The 20147-nt window shown below is 60.8% G+C and carries 19 protein-coding genes; 14 read left to right on the top strand and 5 right to left on the bottom strand.

The features are described 5' to 3' along the window. Position 1: 1 nt before the first annotated feature. Together moaA and GTP46_RS15215 are read right to left on the bottom strand one after the other, a co-directional pair. Positions 2–1117 (bottom strand): GTP 3',8-cyclase MoaA, encoded by a 1116-nt coding sequence (moaA, locus tag GTP46_RS15220; RefSeq protein ID WP_161007491.1) that lies wholly within the window; start codon positions 1115–1117, stop codon positions 2–4. Positions 1118–1222: 105 nt separating this feature from the next. Continuing rightward, positions 1223–4324, bottom strand: a complete 3102-nt coding sequence (locus GTP46_RS15215) for an Rne/Rng family ribonuclease (protein ID WP_161007490.1) — start codon at positions 4322–4324, stop codon at positions 1223–1225. Positions 4325–4992: 668 nt separating this feature from the next. Between GTP46_RS15215 and GTP46_RS15210 the strand changes: the two genes are divergently transcribed. The 4 genes from GTP46_RS15210 to GTP46_RS15195 are packed head-to-tail and all read left to right on the top strand — an operon-like array spanning position 4993 to position 8068. Next, a complete protein-coding gene (locus tag GTP46_RS15210) occupies positions 4993–5976 on the top strand; it encodes an RluA family pseudouridine synthase (RefSeq protein ID WP_161007489.1) in 984 nt (327 codons plus the stop codon). A gap of 10 nt (positions 5977–5986) precedes the next feature. After that, positions 5987–6646, top strand: a complete 660-nt coding sequence (locus GTP46_RS15205) for an HAD-IIIA family hydrolase (protein ID WP_161007488.1) — start codon at positions 5987–5989, stop codon at positions 6644–6646. Next, positions 6646–7011, top strand: coding sequence for a Rieske (2Fe-2S) protein (locus GTP46_RS15200; protein ID WP_161007487.1), 366 nt, complete (start codon positions 6646–6648; stop codon positions 7009–7011). The genes GTP46_RS15205 and GTP46_RS15200 overlap by 1 nt, the downstream gene beginning before the upstream one ends. A gap of 19 nt (positions 7012–7030) precedes the next feature. Beyond that, a complete protein-coding gene (locus GTP46_RS15195) occupies positions 7031–8068 on the top strand; it encodes a S49 family peptidase (RefSeq protein ID WP_229258961.1) in 1038 nt (345 codons plus the stop codon). 156 nt (positions 8069–8224) lie between these two features. Here GTP46_RS15195 and GTP46_RS15190 read toward each other — a convergent pair whose 3' ends face one another. Beyond that, complete coding sequence (locus GTP46_RS15190) at positions 8225–8485, bottom strand: hypothetical protein (protein ID WP_229258960.1); 261 nt, start codon at positions 8483–8485, stop codon at positions 8225–8227. Between the two features lie 123 nt (positions 8486–8608). Between GTP46_RS15190 and GTP46_RS15185 the strand changes: the two genes are divergently transcribed. The 10 genes from GTP46_RS15185 (at position 8609) to motD (ending at position 19293) form a co-directional block, all read left to right on the top strand. Continuing rightward, positions 8609–9325: a pseudouridine synthase gene (locus GTP46_RS15185; RefSeq protein WP_161007486.1), complete on the top strand. Its 717-nt coding sequence runs from the start codon at positions 8609–8611 to the stop codon at positions 9323–9325. Then, positions 9322–10311, top strand: coding sequence for a fumarylacetoacetate hydrolase family protein (locus GTP46_RS15180; RefSeq protein ID WP_161007485.1), 990 nt, complete (start codon positions 9322–9324; stop codon positions 10309–10311). Before GTP46_RS15185 ends, GTP46_RS15180 begins: the two co-directional genes overlap by 4 nt. Positions 10312–10398: 87 nt before the next feature. Further along, positions 10399–11589, top strand: a complete 1191-nt coding sequence (gene flhB / locus GTP46_RS15175; protein ID WP_161007484.1) for a flagellar biosynthesis protein FlhB — start codon at positions 10399–10401, stop codon at positions 11587–11589. Then, positions 11586–13709, top strand: a complete 2124-nt coding sequence (flhA, locus tag GTP46_RS15170; protein WP_161007483.1) for a flagellar biosynthesis protein FlhA — start codon at positions 11586–11588, stop codon at positions 13707–13709. Before flhB ends, flhA begins: the two co-directional genes overlap by 4 nt. Positions 13710–13758: 49 nt before the next feature. Beyond that, positions 13759–14700, top strand: a complete 942-nt coding sequence (locus GTP46_RS15165; protein ID WP_161007482.1) for a DUF4351 domain-containing protein — start codon at positions 13759–13761, stop codon at positions 14698–14700. Between the two features lie 108 nt (positions 14701–14808). Further along, positions 14809–16248: a flagellar biosynthesis GTPase FlhF gene (flhF, locus tag GTP46_RS15160; RefSeq protein WP_161007481.1), complete on the top strand. Its 1440-nt coding sequence runs from the start codon at positions 14809–14811 to the stop codon at positions 16246–16248. Then, positions 16241–17041, top strand: a complete 801-nt coding sequence (locus GTP46_RS15155; protein WP_161007480.1) for a MinD/ParA family ATP-binding protein — start codon at positions 16241–16243, stop codon at positions 17039–17041. Before flhF ends, GTP46_RS15155 begins: the two co-directional genes overlap by 8 nt. Before the next feature lie 20 nt (positions 17042–17061). Continuing rightward, on the top strand, positions 17062–17793 hold the full coding sequence (locus GTP46_RS15150) for an RNA polymerase sigma factor FliA (RefSeq protein WP_161007479.1): 732 nt from the start codon (positions 17062–17064) through the stop codon (positions 17791–17793). Next, positions 17775–18521, top strand: a complete 747-nt coding sequence (locus GTP46_RS15145) for a flagellar motor protein (RefSeq protein WP_161007478.1) — start codon at positions 17775–17777, stop codon at positions 18519–18521. The genes GTP46_RS15150 and GTP46_RS15145 overlap by 19 nt, the downstream gene beginning before the upstream one ends. A 1-nt stretch (position 18522) precedes the next feature. After that, on the top strand, positions 18523–19293 hold the full coding sequence (gene motD / locus GTP46_RS15140; RefSeq protein WP_161007477.1) for a flagellar motor protein MotD: 771 nt from the start codon (positions 18523–18525) through the stop codon (positions 19291–19293). Here the strand turns inward: motD and GTP46_RS15135 are convergent, their stop codons facing one another. Beyond that, positions 19294–19764, bottom strand: coding sequence for a flagella synthesis protein FlgN (locus GTP46_RS15135; protein ID WP_161007476.1), 471 nt, complete (start codon positions 19762–19764; stop codon positions 19294–19296). 9 nt (positions 19765–19773) lie between these two features. Continuing rightward, positions 19774–20091 carry a flagellar biosynthesis anti-sigma factor FlgM gene (flgM, locus tag GTP46_RS15130; protein ID WP_161007475.1) on the bottom strand — a complete coding sequence of 106 codons (318 nt, stop codon included), beginning with the start codon at positions 20089–20091 and terminating at the stop codon, positions 19774–19776. Between the last annotated feature and the right edge of the window lie 56 nt (positions 20092–20147).

The raw sequence follows: 20147 nt of genomic DNA, 5'->3' as shown, positions 1-20147 counted from the left end.
ACTATCCCCCGATGTAAGACATTTCCACTTTATTCGCGCTGCGCTCCAGCTTTAGAACCTCGGTCTGGCTGGTGCGCAGTTCCGAATAGCGGTCTTCGCGCGCGCGCCACAGGTGCGCCAGCGCGGTGCTGATTTCTGCGTCGCTGCGGCCTTCGCGCAGCAGCGCGCGCAGGTCATGGCCGCTGGTGGCAAACAGACAGGTGTACAGTTTCCCCTCAGTCGACAACCGCGCGCGAGTACAGTCGGCACAGAATGCGTGGGATACACTTGAGATCAAGCCGATTTCGCCGCCGCCGTCGGCGTAGCGCCAGCGCGCTGCGGTCTCGCCGCTGTAGTTGGCGGCCACCGGCTCCAGCGGCATCTCGGCGCTGATGCGGCGTACCACTTCCGACGACGGCACCACTTCATCCATCTTCCAGCCGTTGGATGCGCCGACGTCCATGTACTCGATAAAGCGCAGGATGTACGGACTGCCACGGAAGTGGCGTGCCATCGGCAGGATCTCGTGATCGTTCATGCCGCCTTTGACCACCATGTTGATCTTGATCGGCCCCAGGCCGGCCTGGTGGGCGGCGTCTATCCCTTTCAGCACATCGTCCACTGCGAAATCGACGTCGTTCATGCGCTGGAAGGTGGTGTTGTCCAGCGCATCCAGCGACACGGTGACGCGCTGCAGGCCTGCGTCTTTCAGCGATTGCGCTTTGCGGGCCAGCAGCGAGGCGTTGGTGGTCAGCGTCAGGTCCAGTGGTTTGCCGCTGGTGGTTTTCAATTCCGCCAGCATGCCGATCAGCCGTTCGAGATTTTTGCGCAGCAGCGGCTCGCCGCCGGTGAGGCGGATTTTCTCCACGCCATGCGCTACGAACACCTGCGCGATGCGGGTGATTTCTTCAAACGACAGCAGCGAGGTATGTGGCAGGTAAGGGTAGTCGTTGTTGAACACCGCCTTCGGCATGCAGTACACGCAGCGGAAGTTGCAGCGGTCGGTGACGGAGATGCGCAGGTCATGCAGCGGCCGGGCCAGGCGGTCTGCCAGCAGGCCGGTCGGCGTTTCGAGCGCTGCGGGGACGACCGGAGTAGCACCGCGCTGCTCGGTCATCATGATAATTTTTTCTGCCATATTGCTGTTTAGGAAATGCACTTGCTAATGACTCAGACAGCTACGATAGCATGATAAAAAAAGGGAAGCACTAGGCTTCCCTTTTTTGCTGTCTATCCTTGCGGATTAACGGCGGGTGTCGACTTGAACCAGCGGCTCGTCAACTTGCGCTGGCAGCGGCTTGCGCTCGCGTGGCACGCGCACTGGCTGTACCAGTTGCGCGGCAGCTTCCTGCGCAGCGCGCAGTTTGGCTGGGTCGGTGGCGGCCAGGGTCAGGCCGGCCGAGTTCAGCACGGATTGCAGGTCGATCGGGGCCGATGCTGCTGGCGCTGGCGCTGGCGCTGCTGGGGCTGGGGCCGGAGCCGGAGCCGGTGCAGCGGCAACTGGGGCAACCGGCTCGGCAACCAGCGGTGCTGCTGGTGCCGGCTCGGCGGCTACCGATGCGGCTACTTCGGCGACCATGGCTGGCGCTTCGACGGCAGCTGGGGCTTCCACTGCGGCGGCAACGACAGGCTCGGCAGCCAGAGGCGCTTCCGCTGCCACTGGGGCGGCGACGGCTTCCACGACCGGAGCGGCTTCCACCACAGCGGCTGGCGCTGGAGCGGCTTCCACGGCGGCGACGACTGGCGCTGCAACTTCAACCGGCGCTGCTGCTGCGGCTTCGACAACTGGAGCGGCTGCTTCAACTGCTGGTGCTGGAGCGGCCACTGGTGCGGCTTGCTCGGCGACCGGTGCAGCGGGTGCTGGCGGAGCGGCTTCTGCCGGGGCGGCAACTTCAGCTACTGGAGCGGTTGGCGCTTCTGCTGCTGGCGCTGCTGGTGCAACGGCGGCAGCAGCTGCTGCCTCGGCGACGTCAGCGACTGGCGAGAAGCTCAGTTCAGCTTGTTCGCCTTCTGCGCCTTCTGCCAATTCCTGGCCTTCCACGCCTTCGCGTTCACGGCGATTGCGGTTGCGGCCACCACGACGGCGACGGCGGCGCGGCTCTTCGCCGTCCACTGCCACTTCGTTGTCATCACCCTCAGGACCGGCGTTGGGCGCCGATTTCAGGATGCTGGCTGCGGCGTCTACCACTGGGCCGGTCGACGGTACGGCTGCGCTCAGTGCCAGCTCGTCTGCCTTGGCTTCGACTGGTGCTTTGTCGGCACGTGGTTCGCGTGGCTTGCGCTCTGGACGCTCACCGCGTTCTGCACGCTCAGCACGTTCCGGACGCTCGGCGCGCTCAGGACGTTCTGCACGTTCGCGTGCCTGGCCTTCTGCTGCCTGCTCGCGTGGCTCACGCGGTTCGCGCGGAGGACGCGGCTGGCGTGGTGGACGGCCATTGGCGTCCGCTGCTTTACCTTCTTCCTTGGCTGCGCCTGGTTCTTTCTCTTCGCGCTCACCGCGGCCGCCTTTGGCGTTGCGGTTGCGGCCACGTGGGCCACGGGCGTTGCGGTCACCGCGATCGCCGCCGGCTGGGGCTTTAACCACGATGGTCGGCTGCTGTGGCAGGGCTGGTGCAGCTGGCTTGCCGGTGAAGAAACCGATCAGCTTGGCGAAGAAACCTTGTTCGGCTGGCGCAGGCACTGGAGCCGGGGCTGGCTTGATAACGGTCTCGGTCGGCTTGCGCTCAACCAGCGGTGCTGGTTGCTCAGGGGTGATGGTCTTGACCATGGCTTCCTGGCGCGGCTTGGTTTCTTCCTTCTGGCGCTTGCTGTAGGCCAGGTCGGTTTCGGCGTGCTCGGCCAGGGTGTAGCTGGCTTGGCTGTCTTCCAGGCGTGGATCGTCGTGCTTGATACGCTCCAGCTTGTAGTGCGGGGTTTCCAGGTGCTTGTTCGGCACCAGGATGATGGTGATGCGGTGGCGGGTTTCGATCTTCAGCACTTCGCCACGCTTTTCATTCAGCAGGAAAGCAGCGACGTCCACAGGCACTTGCACGTGGATGGTGGCCGAGTTTTCCTTCATCGCCTCTTCCTGGATGATGCGCAGGACTTGCAGGGCCGACGATTCGGTATCACGGATGTGGCCGGTGCCCGAGCAGCGTGGGCAGGTCACGTGCGAACCTTCCGACAGCGACGGACGCAGACGCTGGCGCGACAGTTCCATCAGGCCGAAGCGGGAGATCTTGCCCATCTGGACGCGGGCACGGTCGTGGTGCAGGGCGTCTTTCAGGCGCTGTTCCACTTCGCGCTGGTTCTTGGCCACTTCCATGTCGATGAAGTCGATCACGATCAGGCCGCCCAAGTCGCGCAGGCGCAGCTGGCGGGCGACTTCTTCAGCAGCTTCGCAGTTGGTGTGGAAAGCGGTGGTTTCAATGTCGGAACCGCGGGTGGCGCGCGCCGAGTTGACGTCAACCGACACCAGTGCTTCGGTGTGGTCGATGACGATGGCGCCGCCCGATGGCAGCGGCACGGTGCGCGAGTAGGCGGTTTCGATCTGGTGTTCAATCTGGAAACGCGAGAACAGCGGGACGTCGTCGCTGTAGCGTTTTACACGGTGCACCATGTCGGGCATCACGTGGCTCATGAACTGATGAGCTTGCTCGTAGATCTCGTCGGTATCGATCAGGATCTCGCCGATATCCGGCTGGAAGTAGTCGCGAATCGCGCGGATCACCAGCGACGATTCCTGGTAGATCAGGAACGCGCCCGAAGCCGACTTGCCGGCGCCTTCAATTGCGCGCCACAGTTGCATCAGGTAGTTCAAATCCCACTGCAGTTCTTCCACGCTGCGGCCGATGCCGGCAGTGCGGGCGATCACCGACATGCCTGGCGGCAGGTCCAGTTTGTCCATGGTTTCGCGCAGTTCCTGACGCTCTTCACCTTCAACACGGCGGGAAACACCACCACCGCGCGGGTTGTTTGGCATCAGGACCAGGTAACGGCCAGCCAGCGAGACGAAGGAGGTCAAGGCGGCGCCTTTGTTGCCGCGCTCTTCCTTCTCCACCTGCACCATGATTTCCTGGCCTTCGCGCAGCGCTTCCTTGACGGAAGCATTGCGTACATCGACGCCTTCTTTGAAGTAAGTGCGTGCTACTTCTTTGAATGGGAGGAAACCGTGGCGATCTTCACCATAGCTGACGAAGCAAGCTTCGAGCGATGGTTCGATGCGGGTGATCACGCCTTTGTAGATGTTGGACTTGCGCTGTTCGCGTCCGGCGGTTTCGATGTCGATATCGATCAGTTTCTGACCATCGACGATCGCTACGCGCAGCTCTTCTTGCTGCGTAGCATTAAACAACATGCGTTTCATTTATTAACTCCGCGACCCTTGGGCCATGTGTGCTGTCCGGTTTTTCTAGGTCCGGTACAGCAAGCTACAGGGATATGCGCGAGAATTGGAGTGATTGCGGTGGGTATGCCCATCCTGTGTGGCTGCGAAGAGCGGCCACAACTGGGCGCATGAGGTTAATCGACATGCCGAGTGCTCGCTTCATCTGTAGTTCTCCATGCGGCCCCAACGGACGGCAGAAAAGAACAGACGGAGAGCAGCGTCTAAATGGCCAGACTCGACCAGCTTTTATACTACAAGTGTTGCAACTTCCATGACCGGGCCGGTATCAGCCAGCGGTCGAGCTTGCAGCGAGCATGGGGTCTGACGAAAACGGCAAGCGTTATCAACTACTCATCAACCGGCCAGCCCAACTTATGATCTGGCTGACCGGACTTTATCCTTACTATCCAATCATTCTTCTTCAGCATTCCTGTCGCCATCCGATTACAACTACGGTGCAACCCTGATTCGGTCAGGAATGGTGCGCATACATTTTTTCCTCTGAATTTGCAATTTGGCGAGGCCAGTGGAGACGCCCCTGTGTAAAATGTGCTTTTATTCTTACACTTGCCGCAGTGAGAACCGCAGCGAAACGATTATATATTCAAAATGAAGGACTTAGAGAGATTTCTGGGAAGACAGAGCAAATGAAGATGCAAAAAGATGTTGTTCCCGCTTCAACGTCCGCCCCGCTGCAAGCCCAATTCGTCACCATCACTGAAGAAGAAGCCGGTCAACGGATCGATAACTACCTGTTGCGCATTTGCAAAGGCGTGCCGAAAAGCCACGTCTATCGCATCCTGCGCTCGGGTGAAGTGCGCGTTAACAAAGGTCGTATCGACCAACTGTACCGCTTGGTACAAGGCGATGTAGTACGGATTCCGCCGATCCGCCTGGCGGAAAAGCCGGATAATCACGTTCCAGCGGCCGAATTCAAGATTATTTTTGAAGACAGCCACCTGCTGGTGATCGACAAGCCGGCCGGCGTGGCCGTGCACGGCGGTTCCGGCGTGTCGTTTGGTGTGATCGAGCAGTTGCGCGCCTCGCGTCCGGACGCCAAGTTCCTGGAACTGGTGCACCGCCTCGACCGTGAAACCTCGGGCCTGCTGTTGTTGGCCAAGAAACGTTCCGCCCTGACCAGCCTGCATGAACAGATGCGCGACGGCCTGACTGACAAGCGCTACCTGACCATGGTGGCGGGCGACTGGAAAAATGCGCGCCAGCACATCAAGCTGGCCCTGCATAAATACACCACCGCTGACGGCGAGCGCCGCGTCACGGTGTCCGACGAGGGCGGCCAGCCGTCGCACACTATCTTTAGCCTGCTGAAGAAATTCGAAGGCTATGCCTTGTTGGAAGCCGAACTGAAGACCGGTCGTACGCACCAGATCCGCGTACACTTGTCATCGTCGGGCTTCCCCATCGTTGGTGACGACAAATACGGCGATTTCGCGTTGAACAAGGCGCTGCAAAAAGCAACCGACACCCGTGGTGCGCTCAAGCGCATGTTCCTGCACGCGCATCAAATTACCTTTACTCATCCTGAATCTGGCAAAAACATGACGCTGAACGCGCCATTGGCCGCCGAATGCGAGCGATTCTTGGTAAGCTTGGGCAAACCTCTTAACTAATCGCAAACAAATGCCAAGAAAGCAATTTGATCTGATCGTCTTCGATTGGGATGGAACGTTGATGGATTCAACTTCAACGATCGTAAAGTGCATCCAGGCTGCCGCGCGCGACCTGAAATTGCCGGTGCCGAGCGACGACCGTGCCGCCCATGTCATCGGCCTCGGCCTGCATGAAGCTATGCAGGCCGTGCTGCCGGACGTCGATCCGGCCTTCTACCCGCGCATGGTGGAGCGCTACCGCTACCATTTCTTGTCGCGCGATCACGAGGTCAGCCTGTTCCCCGGCGTGCACGACATGCTGGACGAACTGTCGCAGGCCGGCTATTTCCTGGCCGTGGCCACTGGCAAGAGCCGGGTTGGCTTGAACCGTGCCATGAATGATGTCAAAGTATTGTCCTTGTTTGACGCTACGCGTTGCGCAGACGAAACCTTCTCCAAACCGCACCCAGCCATGCTGCAAGAGCTGACGCGCGAGTTGGGCCAGGATATGCGACGTACCGTGATGATCGGCGATACGACCCACGATCTGCTGATGGCCAGCAATGCCGGTGCGGCTGGTATCGCGGTCGAATACGGCGCCCATCCGGTCGAGCAGCTGCACGCTTGCCAGCCGCTGTACTCGGCCAAGACCGTGGCTGAGCTGCATCAGTGGCTGAGCGAGCATGCTTGATGGATGATATTTTGATCTGCGCCTCGGACGCCATCGTGGATGGCGGCAAGGGCGTGCGCTTTGCGCTCACTGCTGGCGGCGAGGATGCCACCGGTTTCGTGGTGCGTCATCGCGGCACGGCCTATGCCTACCTGAACCGCTGCGCCCACGTGCCGATCGAACTGGACTGGAATGAAGGCGACTTCTTCGAATCCAGCAAGCTGTACTTGATGTGCTCGACCCACGGTGCGATTTACGTGCCGGAAAGCGGGCAGTGCGCCGGCGGCCCATGCCGCGGCGGCCGCTTGCGTCCGATTGCTGTGACCGAACACGACCAGCAGATTTACTGGCAACCGGATGATTACGTGCGTCCCGCGCGTGCCTGACTAACTAATAAAGCAATCCATGAGCGACGATCTCGAACCCGGCAGCACCCCAGCACCTGCACCAACGCCTGCCCCCGCGCCTGAAGTGCAGCCCGCCAAGCCGGCGGCCGTCAGCGCTTCCAACTGGGAGCGCGAGGTGCTGGAAAAACTGGTGTTTGCCACTCTCAAAGAACAAAAAGCGTCACGCCGCTGGGGCATTTTCTTCAAGGCGCTGACCTTGCTGGTGGTGGTGTTTGCGCTGAGCGCCTACTTCGACTTCAGCTGGACCGGCTCGGACGGCGAAACGCTGGGCCGCCACACGGCGCTGATCGAGGTGGAAGGTTCGATTGAGTCCGAGGGCAGTGGCTCGGCGGCGGTGGTGATTCCGGCGCTGAATAAGGCGTTTTCTGACACCGGCTCGGTGGCGGTGGTGCTGCACATCAACAGCCCGGGCGGCAGCCCAGTGCAGGCCGGCATGATCGTCGATGAAATGATCCGCCTGCGCAAGGGCTATCCCGGCAAGCCCCTGTACGTTGTCGTGGACGAAATCTGCGCTTCGGGCTGCTACTACATTGCCGCCGGCGCCGACCGCATCTACGTCAACAAAGCCAGCATCATCGGTTCGATCGGCGTGCTGATGGATGGCTTCGGCTTCACCGGCATCATGGAAAAAGTTGGAGTTGAGCGACGTCTGTTGACTGCTGGCGAGAACAAAGGCTTCATGGACCCGTTCAGCCCGCTGACCGAAAAACACAAGCAACACGCGCAAACCATGCTCAACGAAATTCACGAACAATTTATCCAGGTGGTGCGCAACGGCCGCGGCAAGCGCCTGAAGGAAACGCCGGAGATGTTCTCCGGCCTGTTCTGGACCGGCGCCAAGTCCATCGACATGGGCCTGGCGGATGCCTACGGCACCGTCGACAGCGTGGCGCGCGACGTCATCAAGGCGGAAGACATCGTTGACTACACCCAGCACGAAGGCTTGCCGGAACGTGTGCTGAAGAAATTTGGTGCGGCGATGGGCGCAGGCGCCATGAAGTCGGCGGTGGAGACTGCACGGCCTAGCTTGCATTAGCATAAGTGATAGGATGACTGGCTGGGCGATTAATATTATCAATCCAGCCTCGGTTTCACTTGCAGATCGCTTTCCTTGAACTATATTGGTGTTGTAGTTCTTACCTAGGGGGGGCAAATATAAACACTTTCCGGTTGTGTAGTACAACGTAGAGAACTACTCAGCTGCATCATTGATGCGGAGTAGAGAGAATTTCGATTCCTCATATAAGTTCCTTTGTGGGACTGAAAACAGCGGCTGCGTGCCGCTGTTTTCTTTTGTGAAGCCGCCCGCTTCCAGCCATCCCAGGAAGTGCGCTTGCTGGGCGTCATGCCAGGCAGTTTGGACGCTGGCGCCTTCGGCGTCGCCGTGGCGGTAACGCTCCAGCAGCAGCGCTGCGCGGTGAGCAGCGGCATGGGCGAGTGCGAGATCGTTCATGGTCTATCCTGCTGAGTATTCCTAGGTGCAGTAGGCGAATTCCTAATGCAGTTTCAGTCTATCAATAGAATCCAAGCATGGTTTGATCTGCGTCAAGGAGTCGCATCCTGTAAAATCGCGCCCATGAGCAAATTATCCTTGGACCGCATCCTGCAATCGCAGGGCTATGGCACCCGCAAATTCTGCCGCACCTTGATCGAGGACGGCGAAGTCACGATCAACGGCGTGGTGCACGACAACTACAAAGAGAGCATCGAGACCGATGGCCTGGTATTCCGCCTGTTCGACGAAGACGTGGTTTACCGCGAACACGTCTACATTGCGCTGCATAAGCCTGCCAACTTCGAATGTTCGCGCAAGCCCAGCCACCATCCGGGCGTGCTGACCCTGCTGGCGGAAGAACTGACCTGGCGCGATGTGCAGCCGGTCGGCCGGCTTGACCACGACACCACCGGCATGCTGTTGATGTCGGACGATGGCGCGTTTATCCACGCACAATCGTCGCCGAAGCGCCATGTACCGAAAATCTATCAAGCCACCACGGCTGAGCCTGTTACTGACGAGCTGATCGCCCAGATGCTGGCCGGCGTGCAATTGCATGACGAACCGGCGCCGCTGGCGGCGCAAACCTGCGTCAAGCGCGGCGAGTACCAGCTGGAAATCGTGCTGGAGCAGGGCAAGTACCACCAGGTCAAGCGCATGCTGGCAGCTGCCGGCAACCATTGCGCAGCGCTGCACCGCTCGGCTATCGGCAACCTGGAACTGGCTTCGCTGGACCTTAACGAAGGCGAATGGTGCTATCTGACGCCTGAACAACTCGCTCTCTTGGCACCCGCATGAAACTCGCTACCCTGAAAGACGGCACCCGCGACGGCCAGCTGATGGTGGTCTCGCGCGACCTGAAAACCGCGCAACTGGCCGATGGCGTCTGCCGCACCCTGCAGCGCGCCCTCGACGATTGGACCTTCATCGCCCCGCAACTGGACGCCATCTATCAGGAACTGAACCGGGGCGGCGGTCGCCGCAGCTTCGACTTCGAGCCGGCCAACTGCATGGCGCCGCTGCCGCGCGCTTTCCAGTGGGTGGACGGTTCGGCTTACGTCAACCACGTCGAGCTGGTGCGCAAGGCGCGTGGCGCCGAGATGCCGGTCTCGTTCTGGGACGAGCCGCTGATGTACCAGGGCGGCAGCGACGATTTCCTCGGCCCGACCGATGACATCATGTTGGCGCGTGAAGAGTGGGGCATCGATTTCGAAGCAGAAGTGTGTGTGATCACCGACGATGTGGCCATGGGCTCCACGCCCGACCAGGCTCACCAGCGCATCCGCCTGATTATGCTGGCCAACGACGTATCGCTGCGCAATCTGATTCCGGAAGAGCTGGCCAAAGGCTTCGGCTTCCTGCAATCCAAGCCGGCCACCAGCTTCTCGCCGGTGGCCGTTACACCAGACGAGCTGGGCGACGCGTGGAAGGGCGGCAAAGTCCACCTGCCGCTGCTGTCGACCTGGAACGACAAGCTGGTCGGCAAGCCGCAGGCGGGCGTCGACATGGTGTTCAACTTCCCGCAACTGATTGCCCACCTGGCCAAGTCGCGCAATGTACGGGCCGGTTCCATCATCGGTTCCGGCACCGTGTCCAACAAGGACAGCAAAAAAGGCTATTCCTGCATCGCCGAGCAGCGTTGCCTGGAGATGATCGCCGGCGGCGAGCCGGTCACGCCGTTCATGGCGTTTGGCGACACCATCCGCATCGACATGCTGGACGACGGTAAATCCGTGTTCGGCGCCATTCATCAAACAATCAAGCAAACCGTCAAGCAAGCCTGAGTTTCCTGCCGTATTCCATCGATGATCTTGCCGTGCCGCAATCCATAATGGCACGGTCGAGATTAACCTAAGCAGCAGGCAGACCACATGGCAGAAGATAGCGACGCCGAAAAGACCGAACCCGCGTCAGCGAAGCGCCTCGAGCAGGCGCGTGAAGAAGGCGACGTTCCCCGATCGCGGGAAGTGGCGACGTTTACCGTGCTGATGGCGGCGGGCGCCGGTCTGTGGATGACCGGCGATGGCCTGGTGCGCCAGATGGAAGCCTCGCTGATCTCCGGCCTGACCCTGACACAAGAACAAATCTTTGACGCCGACGTGCTGTTCCACCGCATTGCGCTGGACGTGGTGCAGGTGATGATCGCCTGCCTGCCGCTCGGCATCGCCGTGATGATCGTGGCGCTGGCCTCGCCCATGCTGGTCGGCGGCTGGCTGTTCAGCGGCAAGGCCTTCATGCCGAACTTTAACAAGCTCAATCCCATCAACGGCATTACCAATATGTTCTCCAGCAACGCGCTGGTGGAGCTGCTGAAGGCTATCCTCAAAACCATCGTGGTCGGTTTCGTCACGTGGTTGGTGGTGCTCAAGTACAAGGATGCAGTGATCGGCCTGTCGGTCGAGCCGCTCAAGCTGGGCATCGGCCACACCCTGAATATGCTGTCTTCCAGCTTCCTGTTCATCGTCGGCGCGCTGGGTCTGATCGCCGCCATCGACGGCCCGTACCAGATGTGGCATTACGCGAACAAGCTGAAGATGACGCGCCAGGAGCTGATCCAGGAATCCAAAGAGTCCGACGGTAATCCGCAGATCAAAGGCAAGATTCGCCAGCTGCAGCGCGAGATGGCCAAGCGCCGCATGATGGCTGACGTGCCGACCGCCGACGTGGTGGTGACCAACCCGACCCACTATGCGGTCGCGCTGAAGTATAGCGATGGCATGCGCGGCGCACCGAAAGTGGTGGCCAAGGGCACCGACGAGGTCGCAGCGAAGATCCGCGAAATCGCCAAGGAACACAAGGTCGCCATGCTGGAAGCGCCGGCGCTGGCGCGTGCGCTGCACAAGCACACCGAAATCGGCGACGAGATTCCGGAGCAGCTGTACGCGGCGGTGGCCGAAGTGCTGGCTTACGTCTTCCAGCTGCGCCTGTTCAGCAAAGGCAAGGGCAAGTACCCAGACAAGCCGCAGCAACTCGACGTACCGCGGACGATGGACCCGCTCGATCCGGCCTACATTCCCAAGCACGGCCAGCCAACAGATTTGAATAACGGAGCACCTGTATGAACGCCCTCAGCAACGTGAAACTGCCGCCTTGGCTGCAAGGCCTGGCTACTTCGCAAAACAAGGCCAGCCTGGCGGCGCCTATCCTGATCATCATGCTGTTGGCGATGATGATTCTGCCGTTGCCGGCGTTTGTGCTGGATATGTTCTTCAGCTTTAACATCGCGCTGTCGGTGATCGTGCTGCTGACTTCCCTGTACACGGTGAAGCCGCTGGACTTCATGTCCTTCCCGACCGTGCTGCTGCTGTCGACCATGCTGCGCCTGTCGCTGAACGTGGCGTCGACCCGCGTGGTGCTGACCGAAGGCCATACCGGCGCCGATGCGGCCGGTAAAGTGATTGAAGCGTTTGGTCACTTCCTGATCGGTGGTAACTACACGGTTGGTATCGTGGTGTTCGTGATTTTGACCATCATTAACTTCGTGGTCGTGACCAAGGGCGCGGGCCGTATTGCTGAGGTGGGCGCGCGTTTCGCGTTGGATGCCATGCCGGGTAAGCAGATGGCGATTGACGCCGACCTCAACGCCGGTTTGATCGGCGAGGCGGAGGCGAAAAAACGCCGTAGCGAAGTGTCGATGGAAGCCGAATTCTACGGCGCGATGGACGGTGCGTCGAAGTATGTGCGCGGCGATGCTGTGGCCGGTATTCTGGTGACGGTGATTAACGTGGTGGGCGGCCTGCTGGTCGGCCTGATCCAGCACGACATGCTGTTTGCCGATGCGATCAAAAACTATACCCTGCTGGCGATTGGTGACGGCCTGGTGGCGCAGATTCCATCGCTGGTGATTTCGATTGCTGCTGGTATCGTAGTGTCGCGCGTGGCCAGCGAGCAGGACATCGGTGCCCAGCTGATGGGCCAGCTGTTTGCCAAGCCGCAGGTGATGTACATCACGGGCGGCATCATCGGCGGCATGGGTTTGATTCCAGGCATGCCTAACCTGGTATTCCTGCTGCTGGGTTCCATCCTTGGTGGTGCCGGCTATATGCTGACCAAGCGCGCTTCTGAAAAGATGACTGCCGAAGTAGCGGCCGCCGAAGCGGCCGCGCCGGCAGCAGCGTCAGCAGCCGAGCAGGAGGAGGCCAGCTGGCAGGACGTGATGCCGGTCGATACGCTGGGACTGGAAGTCGGCTATCGCCTGATTCCGCTGGTCGACAAGACGCAGGGCGGCGAGCTGCTCAAGCGCATCAAGGGCATTCGCAAGAAGTTCGCACAGGAGGTTGGTTTCCTGGCGCCGCCGGTGCACATCCGCGATAACCTCGAATTAAAACCATCGGCTTACCGCATTGCGCTCAAGGGCGTGGAAGTGGGCACGGGCGAGGCCTTCAACGGCCAGTTCCTGGCGATCAATCCAGGTATGGCAAGCGGCACCTTGCAAGGCATGGTGACCACCGATCCAGCGTTTGGCTTGCCGGCAGTGTGGATCGACGCCAGCCTGCGCGACCAAGCGCAGGGTATGGGCTACACCGTGGTCGACGCAGGCACCGTGGTGGCGACGCATTTGAACCACTTGATCACCACCCACGCCTCCGAACTGCTGGGCCGCTCGGAAGTGCAGCAGTTGCTGGATCATCTGAGCAAGGAAGCGCCTAAGCTGGTGGAAGATCTGGTGCCGAAACTGATACCGCTGTCGACGCTGCAGAAGGTGCTGCAGAATCTGCTGGCGGAAGGTGTGCACATCCGTGACATGCGCAGTATTATCGAGACGCTGGCCGAGCATGCGGTGCATACGCAAGATGCCGGTGACTTGACCATTCTGGTGCGTATCGCACTGGGCCGCGCCATCGTGCAGCAGCTGTTCCCGGGGGCTGGCGAATTGTCGGTGATGACTTTGGATAATCGCCTCGAGCGCTTGCTGATGCAGGCGCTGGCGGCCAGCGGTCCGGACGGCGCCGGCATCGAGCCAGGCTTGGCCGACACCATCGCGCAGCAAGCGCAGCAGGCGGCGGCGCAGCAGGAGGCGTTGGGCCTGACGCCGGTGCTGCTGGTGCCGGGGCCGTTGCGCGCCTTGCTGTCGCGCTTCCTGCGCCGCGCCTTGCCGCAGCTGAAAGTGCTGTCGCATGCGGAGATCCCGGAAAGCAAAACTATCCGTGTCACCGCACTGGTAGGCCAGCAACCGGCCTGAGTTTGATCTGGCGTTAAATTCATCCTTGCAGCGAGCCTAGACTGCAAGGATGGACGACGACTACGACACGCCATGGAAGGAAGTAGTCACCAACTACTTCCCCGAATTCATGGCCTTCTATTTTCCCGCCGTGCATGCTGCGATTGACTGGTCACGTCCGTATGTGTTCCTCGACCAGGAATTGGTCGCCTTATCGCGCGACGCGGCTTTAGGCAAGCGCATCCTCGATAAGCTTGTGCACGTGCATGTGCTTGACGGCGGCGAGCGGTGGGTGCTGCTGCACTTGGAAGTGCAGGGCTGGCGCGATTCAGCATTTGCTGAGCGCATTTTCATTTATCACTACCGTGTGTACGACCGCTATCGCAAGCCGGTGGTCAGCATGGCGGTGCTGGCGGACAGCGGTAAGGATTGGCGGCCATCAAGCTTTGCCTATCAATTGTTCGGCTGCGAGATGTGCCTGGCTTTTCCGATTGTGAAGTTACAGGACTATGCGGATCGTCTGCCCGAATTGCTGGCGCACCAAAGTCCGTTCGCACTAGTGACTGCTGCGCATTTGCTGACGCAGCAAACCAAGCGCAAAGCTGGGCATCGCCATGCTGCCAAGTGGTACTTGACCAAGCTTCTGTATGAGCGTCGCTGGGACAAGCAGCGTATCATCGATTTCTATCACGCGATCGACTGGATGATGCGTTTGCCGGAAGATCTGGACCTGCAATTCAGGGATGCCGTGTATGCCTTGGAAAGGAGAGAAGCTATGCCTTACATAAATAACTTTGAACGCGCTGGACGCAAGATTGGCCGGCAGGAAGGGTTGCAAGAAGGGCGGCAAGAAGGGCGTTACACCTTGCTTGCTACCATGCTGGCCAAGCGCTTTGGTGCGCTGGATCCTGGCACGCTTGCGCGGCTGGCCACGGCGGATGCGGAACGGCTGTCCGAGTGGGGCTTGAAGTTGCTCGACGCCCGCACGCTGGACGAAGTTTTCCGCGACTGAATTGCGGCCCATTTCCACTCTTGTTCATCAGATCGTTTCCAAGGTGCATCGTCAATAATGCAAGCATGGGAGTGAAGCTACTCCATTTGCTTTCCTTGAGAGACGGTCATGAACGTTAAAAAATTTACCGCGTCGACTTCCCGCGAAGCGCTGCGCAAAGTCCGCGAATCGCTCGGCCCCGACGCCGTGATCCTGTCCAACCGCCAGTCCGATGGCGTGGTTGAAATCCTCGCCCTCGCCAACGACGATGCCGCTTCGCTGGCCATGCCCGCACCGCACTCGCCGATGGCTGAACCAGCGCCGTCGCTGGACCTCGGCACCACCGCCGTGCCAGCCGGCCGCATCGAACCGCGTTTCGAAGACGAGCTGCCGCATATGTCGCCGCCAGTCGCGGCCAAGCCAGTCAATCTGCCACAACAGCCGCAGCGCCGCGTGGTCGCATCGCATGCTTCGCTGGCCACCAAGGTTGCGGCCGCAGCGCCTGCACCAGCGCCAGCCGCACCCCAACCCAAAGCCGCACCATCCATCGACGCCAACCAGATCGCTGCGATGGTCAGCGCCGCTGTCACCAGCGCCAAGGAAAGTGCCGCCGTTGAAATGAGCGGCATGATGAATGAAATACGCGCCATGCGCGGCATGATGGAAACCCAGTTGGCCGAACTGTCGTGGGGCGCCACCCAAGCGCGCGAACCGCACAAAACCGCCATGCTGCGCTCGATGCTGGCAGCCGGTTTCTCGGCCAGCCTGGCGCGCTACCTGATCGAAAAACTGCCGGCCAGCCAGCGTGATGCCGCCGACAGCCTGCGCTGGATGAAGACCGTCCTCACGCGCAACCTGCAAACCATGTCCAACGAAGATGCGCTGATCGACCAGGGCGGCGTGTTTGCACTGGTCGGTCCGACCGGCGTTGGCAAGACCACCAGCACCGCCAAGCTGGCCGCGCGCTGCGTGATGCGCCACGGCCCGGACAAGCTGGCCCTGATCACCACCGATGCCTACCGTATCGGCGCGCACGAACAGCTGCGCATCTACGGCAAGATCCTCGGCGTGATGGTGCACTCGGTCAAGGACGAGGCCGACCTGCGCATCGCCCTGAAAGAACTGAAGAACAAGCACACCGTGCTGATCGATACCGTCGGCGTCAGCCAGCGCGACCAGATGGTGACCGAACAAGTCTCCATGCTGCAAGGCGCCGACGCCAACGTCAAACGCCTGCTGTGCCTGAACGCCACCGCCACCCAGGAAACCCTGAGCGAAGTGGTGCGCGCTTATCAAGGCAGCGGCCTGGCCGGCTGCATCATGACCAAGCTGGACGAAGCGGCCGCCATCGGCAATGTGCTGGACGTGGTGATCCGCCACAAGCTCAACCTGTTCTACGTCTCGAACGGCCAGCGCGTGCCGGAAGACCTGCACCTGGCCGATCCCGCCTACCTGATCGATCGCGCTTTCAAATTGAAACGCGAGCTGGTCAACACGCAGTACCAGGATGCAGAGCTGCCTCTGTTGATGAGCAACGATCATAGCCTGCGCGAGGTGCACCTTGGCTAACTTCAATTTCGACCAAGCTGAAGGCTTACGCCGCATGCTGGCGGGGCCGCAGCCCCGCATCGTCACCTTCCTGTCGGCTGCGCCGCAGGATGACAAGGGCTCCATGCTGGTCAACCTCGGCGCCTCGCTGGCGCGCGCCGGCAATGACGTGCTGATCGTCGATGCCTGTGACAGCGCCCACGGCGTGGCTTCGCGGCTCGGGGTCGATGGCGGCCACAGCCTGCTGAACGTGGCGCGCCAGGAATGCGCGCTGAATCAAGTCATCCACCCGGTACCGCAAGGTTTTGCTGTGGCGTCCATGACACGTGGCGCGGCGCGCTCCGGTCCGGACGAAACACGCCGCCTGGCCAAGGCCTTCGACGTGCTGGCCAAGCAGACCGGCATGGTGTTGGTTGACGGCGAGTTTGATGGGGAAGCGTTTCCGGTGCCGGTGATGGCCAGCTCGGAAATCGTGGTGCAAGTCTCCAATAGCGCTACCTCGATCAAGGCCGCCTACAGTATGATTAAGCGCCTGAACCAGGAACTCGGCCGCCGGCCCTTTGGAATTCTGGTCACCGGGGCTTCCGAATCGGAAGCAAAGGTGGTATACGATAATATGGCACAGGCAGCCAGCCGATACCTGGCCGTGAACCTGGTGTCAATGGGCTCGGTGCCGGCGGATGAATACCTGCAACGTGCTGCGCGCTTGGGGCGCGCGGTGGTCGATGCGTTTCCGCTGGCCGGTGCCTCCGTTGCGTTCCGCCAGCTGGCGGGCCGCTTCGCGCTGGGAGGGAATAGCCAACTCAGCGCTTAATCAAGACAATAATTATTCGAATGTATACGGTAAAAGGGAAAGCGGACAAGGATACCTTACTGACGGAGCATATGCCGTTAGTCAAGCGCTTGGCCCACCACATGAAGGCGAAACTGCCGCCCAGCGTCGAAGTCGACGATCTGGTGCAAGCCGGGATGATCGGCCTGCTAGACGCCATCAGCCGTTACGAAGAAACGCACGGCGCGCAATTTGAAACTTACGCGGTATTGCGCATCCGCGGCGCCATGCTGGACGAGCTGCGCAACAGCGACTGGCTACCGCGTTCGCTACGCCAGAATATGCGCAAGGTCGAGGCTGCAATGTCCACCTTGCAGCAGCGCCTGGGGCGGCCGCCCAGCGAATCGGAGGTGGCCAAGTCGCTCAAGCTGTCGCTGGCCGACTACCAGGAAATGCTGGGCGACGGCGGCGGCCACCAGCTGGTCTACTACGAAGATTTTCACGATGAGGACGGCAACGATAGCTTCCTCGATCGTTACGCCTCGGATGACGACGCTGACCCGCTGCGTTCGCTGCTGGACGGCGACTTCCGCCAGGCCGTGATCGATGCCATCAATGCCTTGCCGGAGCGGGAAAAAATGCTGATGGGCTTGTACTATGAAGAGGAGCTCAACTTGAAAGAAATCGGCGCCGTGATGGGTGTCTCCGAATCGCGCGTATCGCAGCTGCATACGCAAGCCGTGGCGCGCCTGCGTGCCTCACTCCGGGAGCGGTCTTGGACTGGGCCAGCGTAGCCGGGGTGCTGGTGGCGCTGGCCGGTATCGTCATCGGCCAGAGCCTCGAAGGCGGCAAGATCAGCTCGCTGTTCCAGCCGGCCGCGTTTGCCATCGTGGTGGTCGGCACCTTTGGTGCTGTGCTGCTGCAAACCAGACCGAAAACCCTGTGGCGCGGCCTGCGCATGCTGCGGCTGGTGTTCGCGCCGCCGGCCGACACCCGCACCGCACTGGCGCGCGACATCAACGCCTGGAATCTGGCGGCGCGCCGCGACGGCTTGCTGTCGCTGGAGCGCTACATGCTGGCCTCCAAGGACAAGTTCAATACCAAAGGCTTGCGCCTGATTGTCGACGGCATCGCGCCCGACAAGCTGCGCCAGTTGCTGGACACTGAAATCACCGCCTACGAAACCGAGGAGCGCCAGGCCGTTCGCATCTGGGAATCGGCGGCTGGCTATTCGCCCACCATCGGTATTTTGGGCGCGGTGCTGGGCCTGATCCACGTGATGGAAAACCTGACCGATCCGAGCAAGCTGGGCGCCGGCATTGCGGTGGCGTTCGTGTCCACCATTTACGGCGTCGGCCTGGCCAACCTGTTCTTCTACCCGATCGCCAACAAGCTCAAAGCCATTGTCACGCAAGCCGTGCACCAGCAGGAGATTGCGGCGGCGGTGTTCTATGACATCGCCACCGGCGACCACACCCGTGTGATCGACGAGCGCATCGCCACGTTGCTGCGGGAGCACTGACATGCAGAACCGGCGCGCGCGCAGGAAGTTCGACGACGAACCGGAAAACCACGAGCGCTGGCTGATTTCCTACGCCGACTTCATCACCTTGCTGTTCGCCTTCTTCGTGGTGATGTATGCGATCTCCGCCGTCAACATCGGCAAATACAAAATCTTTTCTGATGCGCTCGGCGACGCCTTTGGCGGCAAGGGCGCAGCGCAGCCGATCAATACTGAGGTGCCCAACCTGCCGATTCCCAATCCCGCGCTGAAACGCCGCACCGAACTGCTGCGCAAGGAAAAAGAGCAGATGACCAAGCTGGCGCAAGACCTGCTGTCGACCATGGCGCCGCTGGTCAAGGAAGGCAAGGTGCGGGTGACGCAGAATTCGCGCGGCGTCAGCGTCGAGATCAACGCTTCGGTGCTGTTCGATCCGGGTGATGCGCGGCTGATGCCGGAATCGGTGGAAGCTTTGCGCGCGGTCGCCAACCTGCTCAAGGCCGACAGCCACGATGTGCAGGTGGAAGGCCATACCGATAATCAGCCGATCGGCAACACGCGTTTTCCATCCAACTGGGAATTGTCTTCGGTGCGCGCCAGCAGCGTGGTGCGGTTGTTCATCGACGCTGGCGTGGCGGCCCAGCGTTTGACGGCAGTGGGCTACAGCTCCAATGTACCGGTCGCATCTAACGATACGCTGCAAGGCCGCGCACGCAACCGCCGGGTGGCGGTCACCATTTTATCGGGCATTCCCGATCCAAGTACGGAAGTGCCGACGACGTCGGCTCAATAATCAGCCAGCCAGGAAGCCGCGGCTGCGCGGCAGGGAAGTGGAGATGCCGCCAGGGCTGTAGAAGTTGCCGCCGCCCTTGGGATTCAGCGCCTGCAGCGCACCCTGGGTGTGGCCCATTTGCTTGTTGATCAGCATGCCGTTCACGCGGTTCAGCTCCTTGGCTTCACGCGTATGCTGCAGCAGCGCTTGCCACAGGTCGGCCGACTCTGCACGTGCTTCACCGCTGGCGGCGATCCACGCATCCATGCCGGCTTCCTCAGCCGGGAAACCGGATTTACCCAAAGAACGGTGACGTTGCGCCGACAACAAGGTCATCTGCGTGACCAGCGCGGTCTTGCGGGAAGTGACGGCAGGCAGGCCCTCGATTTCCGCCGCCACCAGCAGTTGCTGTTCCTGGCGCAGCAAGTCCAGCAGGGTGGACATGATCTGTTTTTCTTCGCGCAGGCTGTTCAGCGGGGTGACGGTGCTCATGGGGTATTCCTATCGTTTGCGTGAGTGCAGCAGATCCTTGACGGTATCTAACAAGCCATCCGCTACTTTTTCCGAGTTGACCTGGAACTGGCCGTCGGCAATTGCCAATTTGATGCGCTCGACTTTTTTGGTGTCGAACACGGCATTGGCGCCGCCGGCCGAACTGGCCGCCATAGCCTGGCCTTGCGGCGACAGGCGCACATTATCCGAACCGACATTCGCCGGTGCCGCTTCCGCTGCCTTTTCCGCGCCGCGCGCGGTAGAGGAGCCGGCAGCAGGCGTCGACGGCAAGCCGGGCGTGCTTTTTAGTGTGTCATTGATTTTCACAGCTTTTCCTTCTCAGCTAGGAGTACGAAACTCCGGGATCTGAGTCGGTAACGGCG

This window comes from Duganella flavida (assembly GCF_009857445.1).
GTDB classification, from domain to species: domain Bacteria; phylum Pseudomonadota; class Gammaproteobacteria; order Burkholderiales; family Burkholderiaceae_D; genus Rugamonas; species Rugamonas flavida.
The sequence above is the reverse complement of the archived record's forward strand: the minus strand, read 5'-3'. Positions and strand labels throughout refer to the sequence as shown.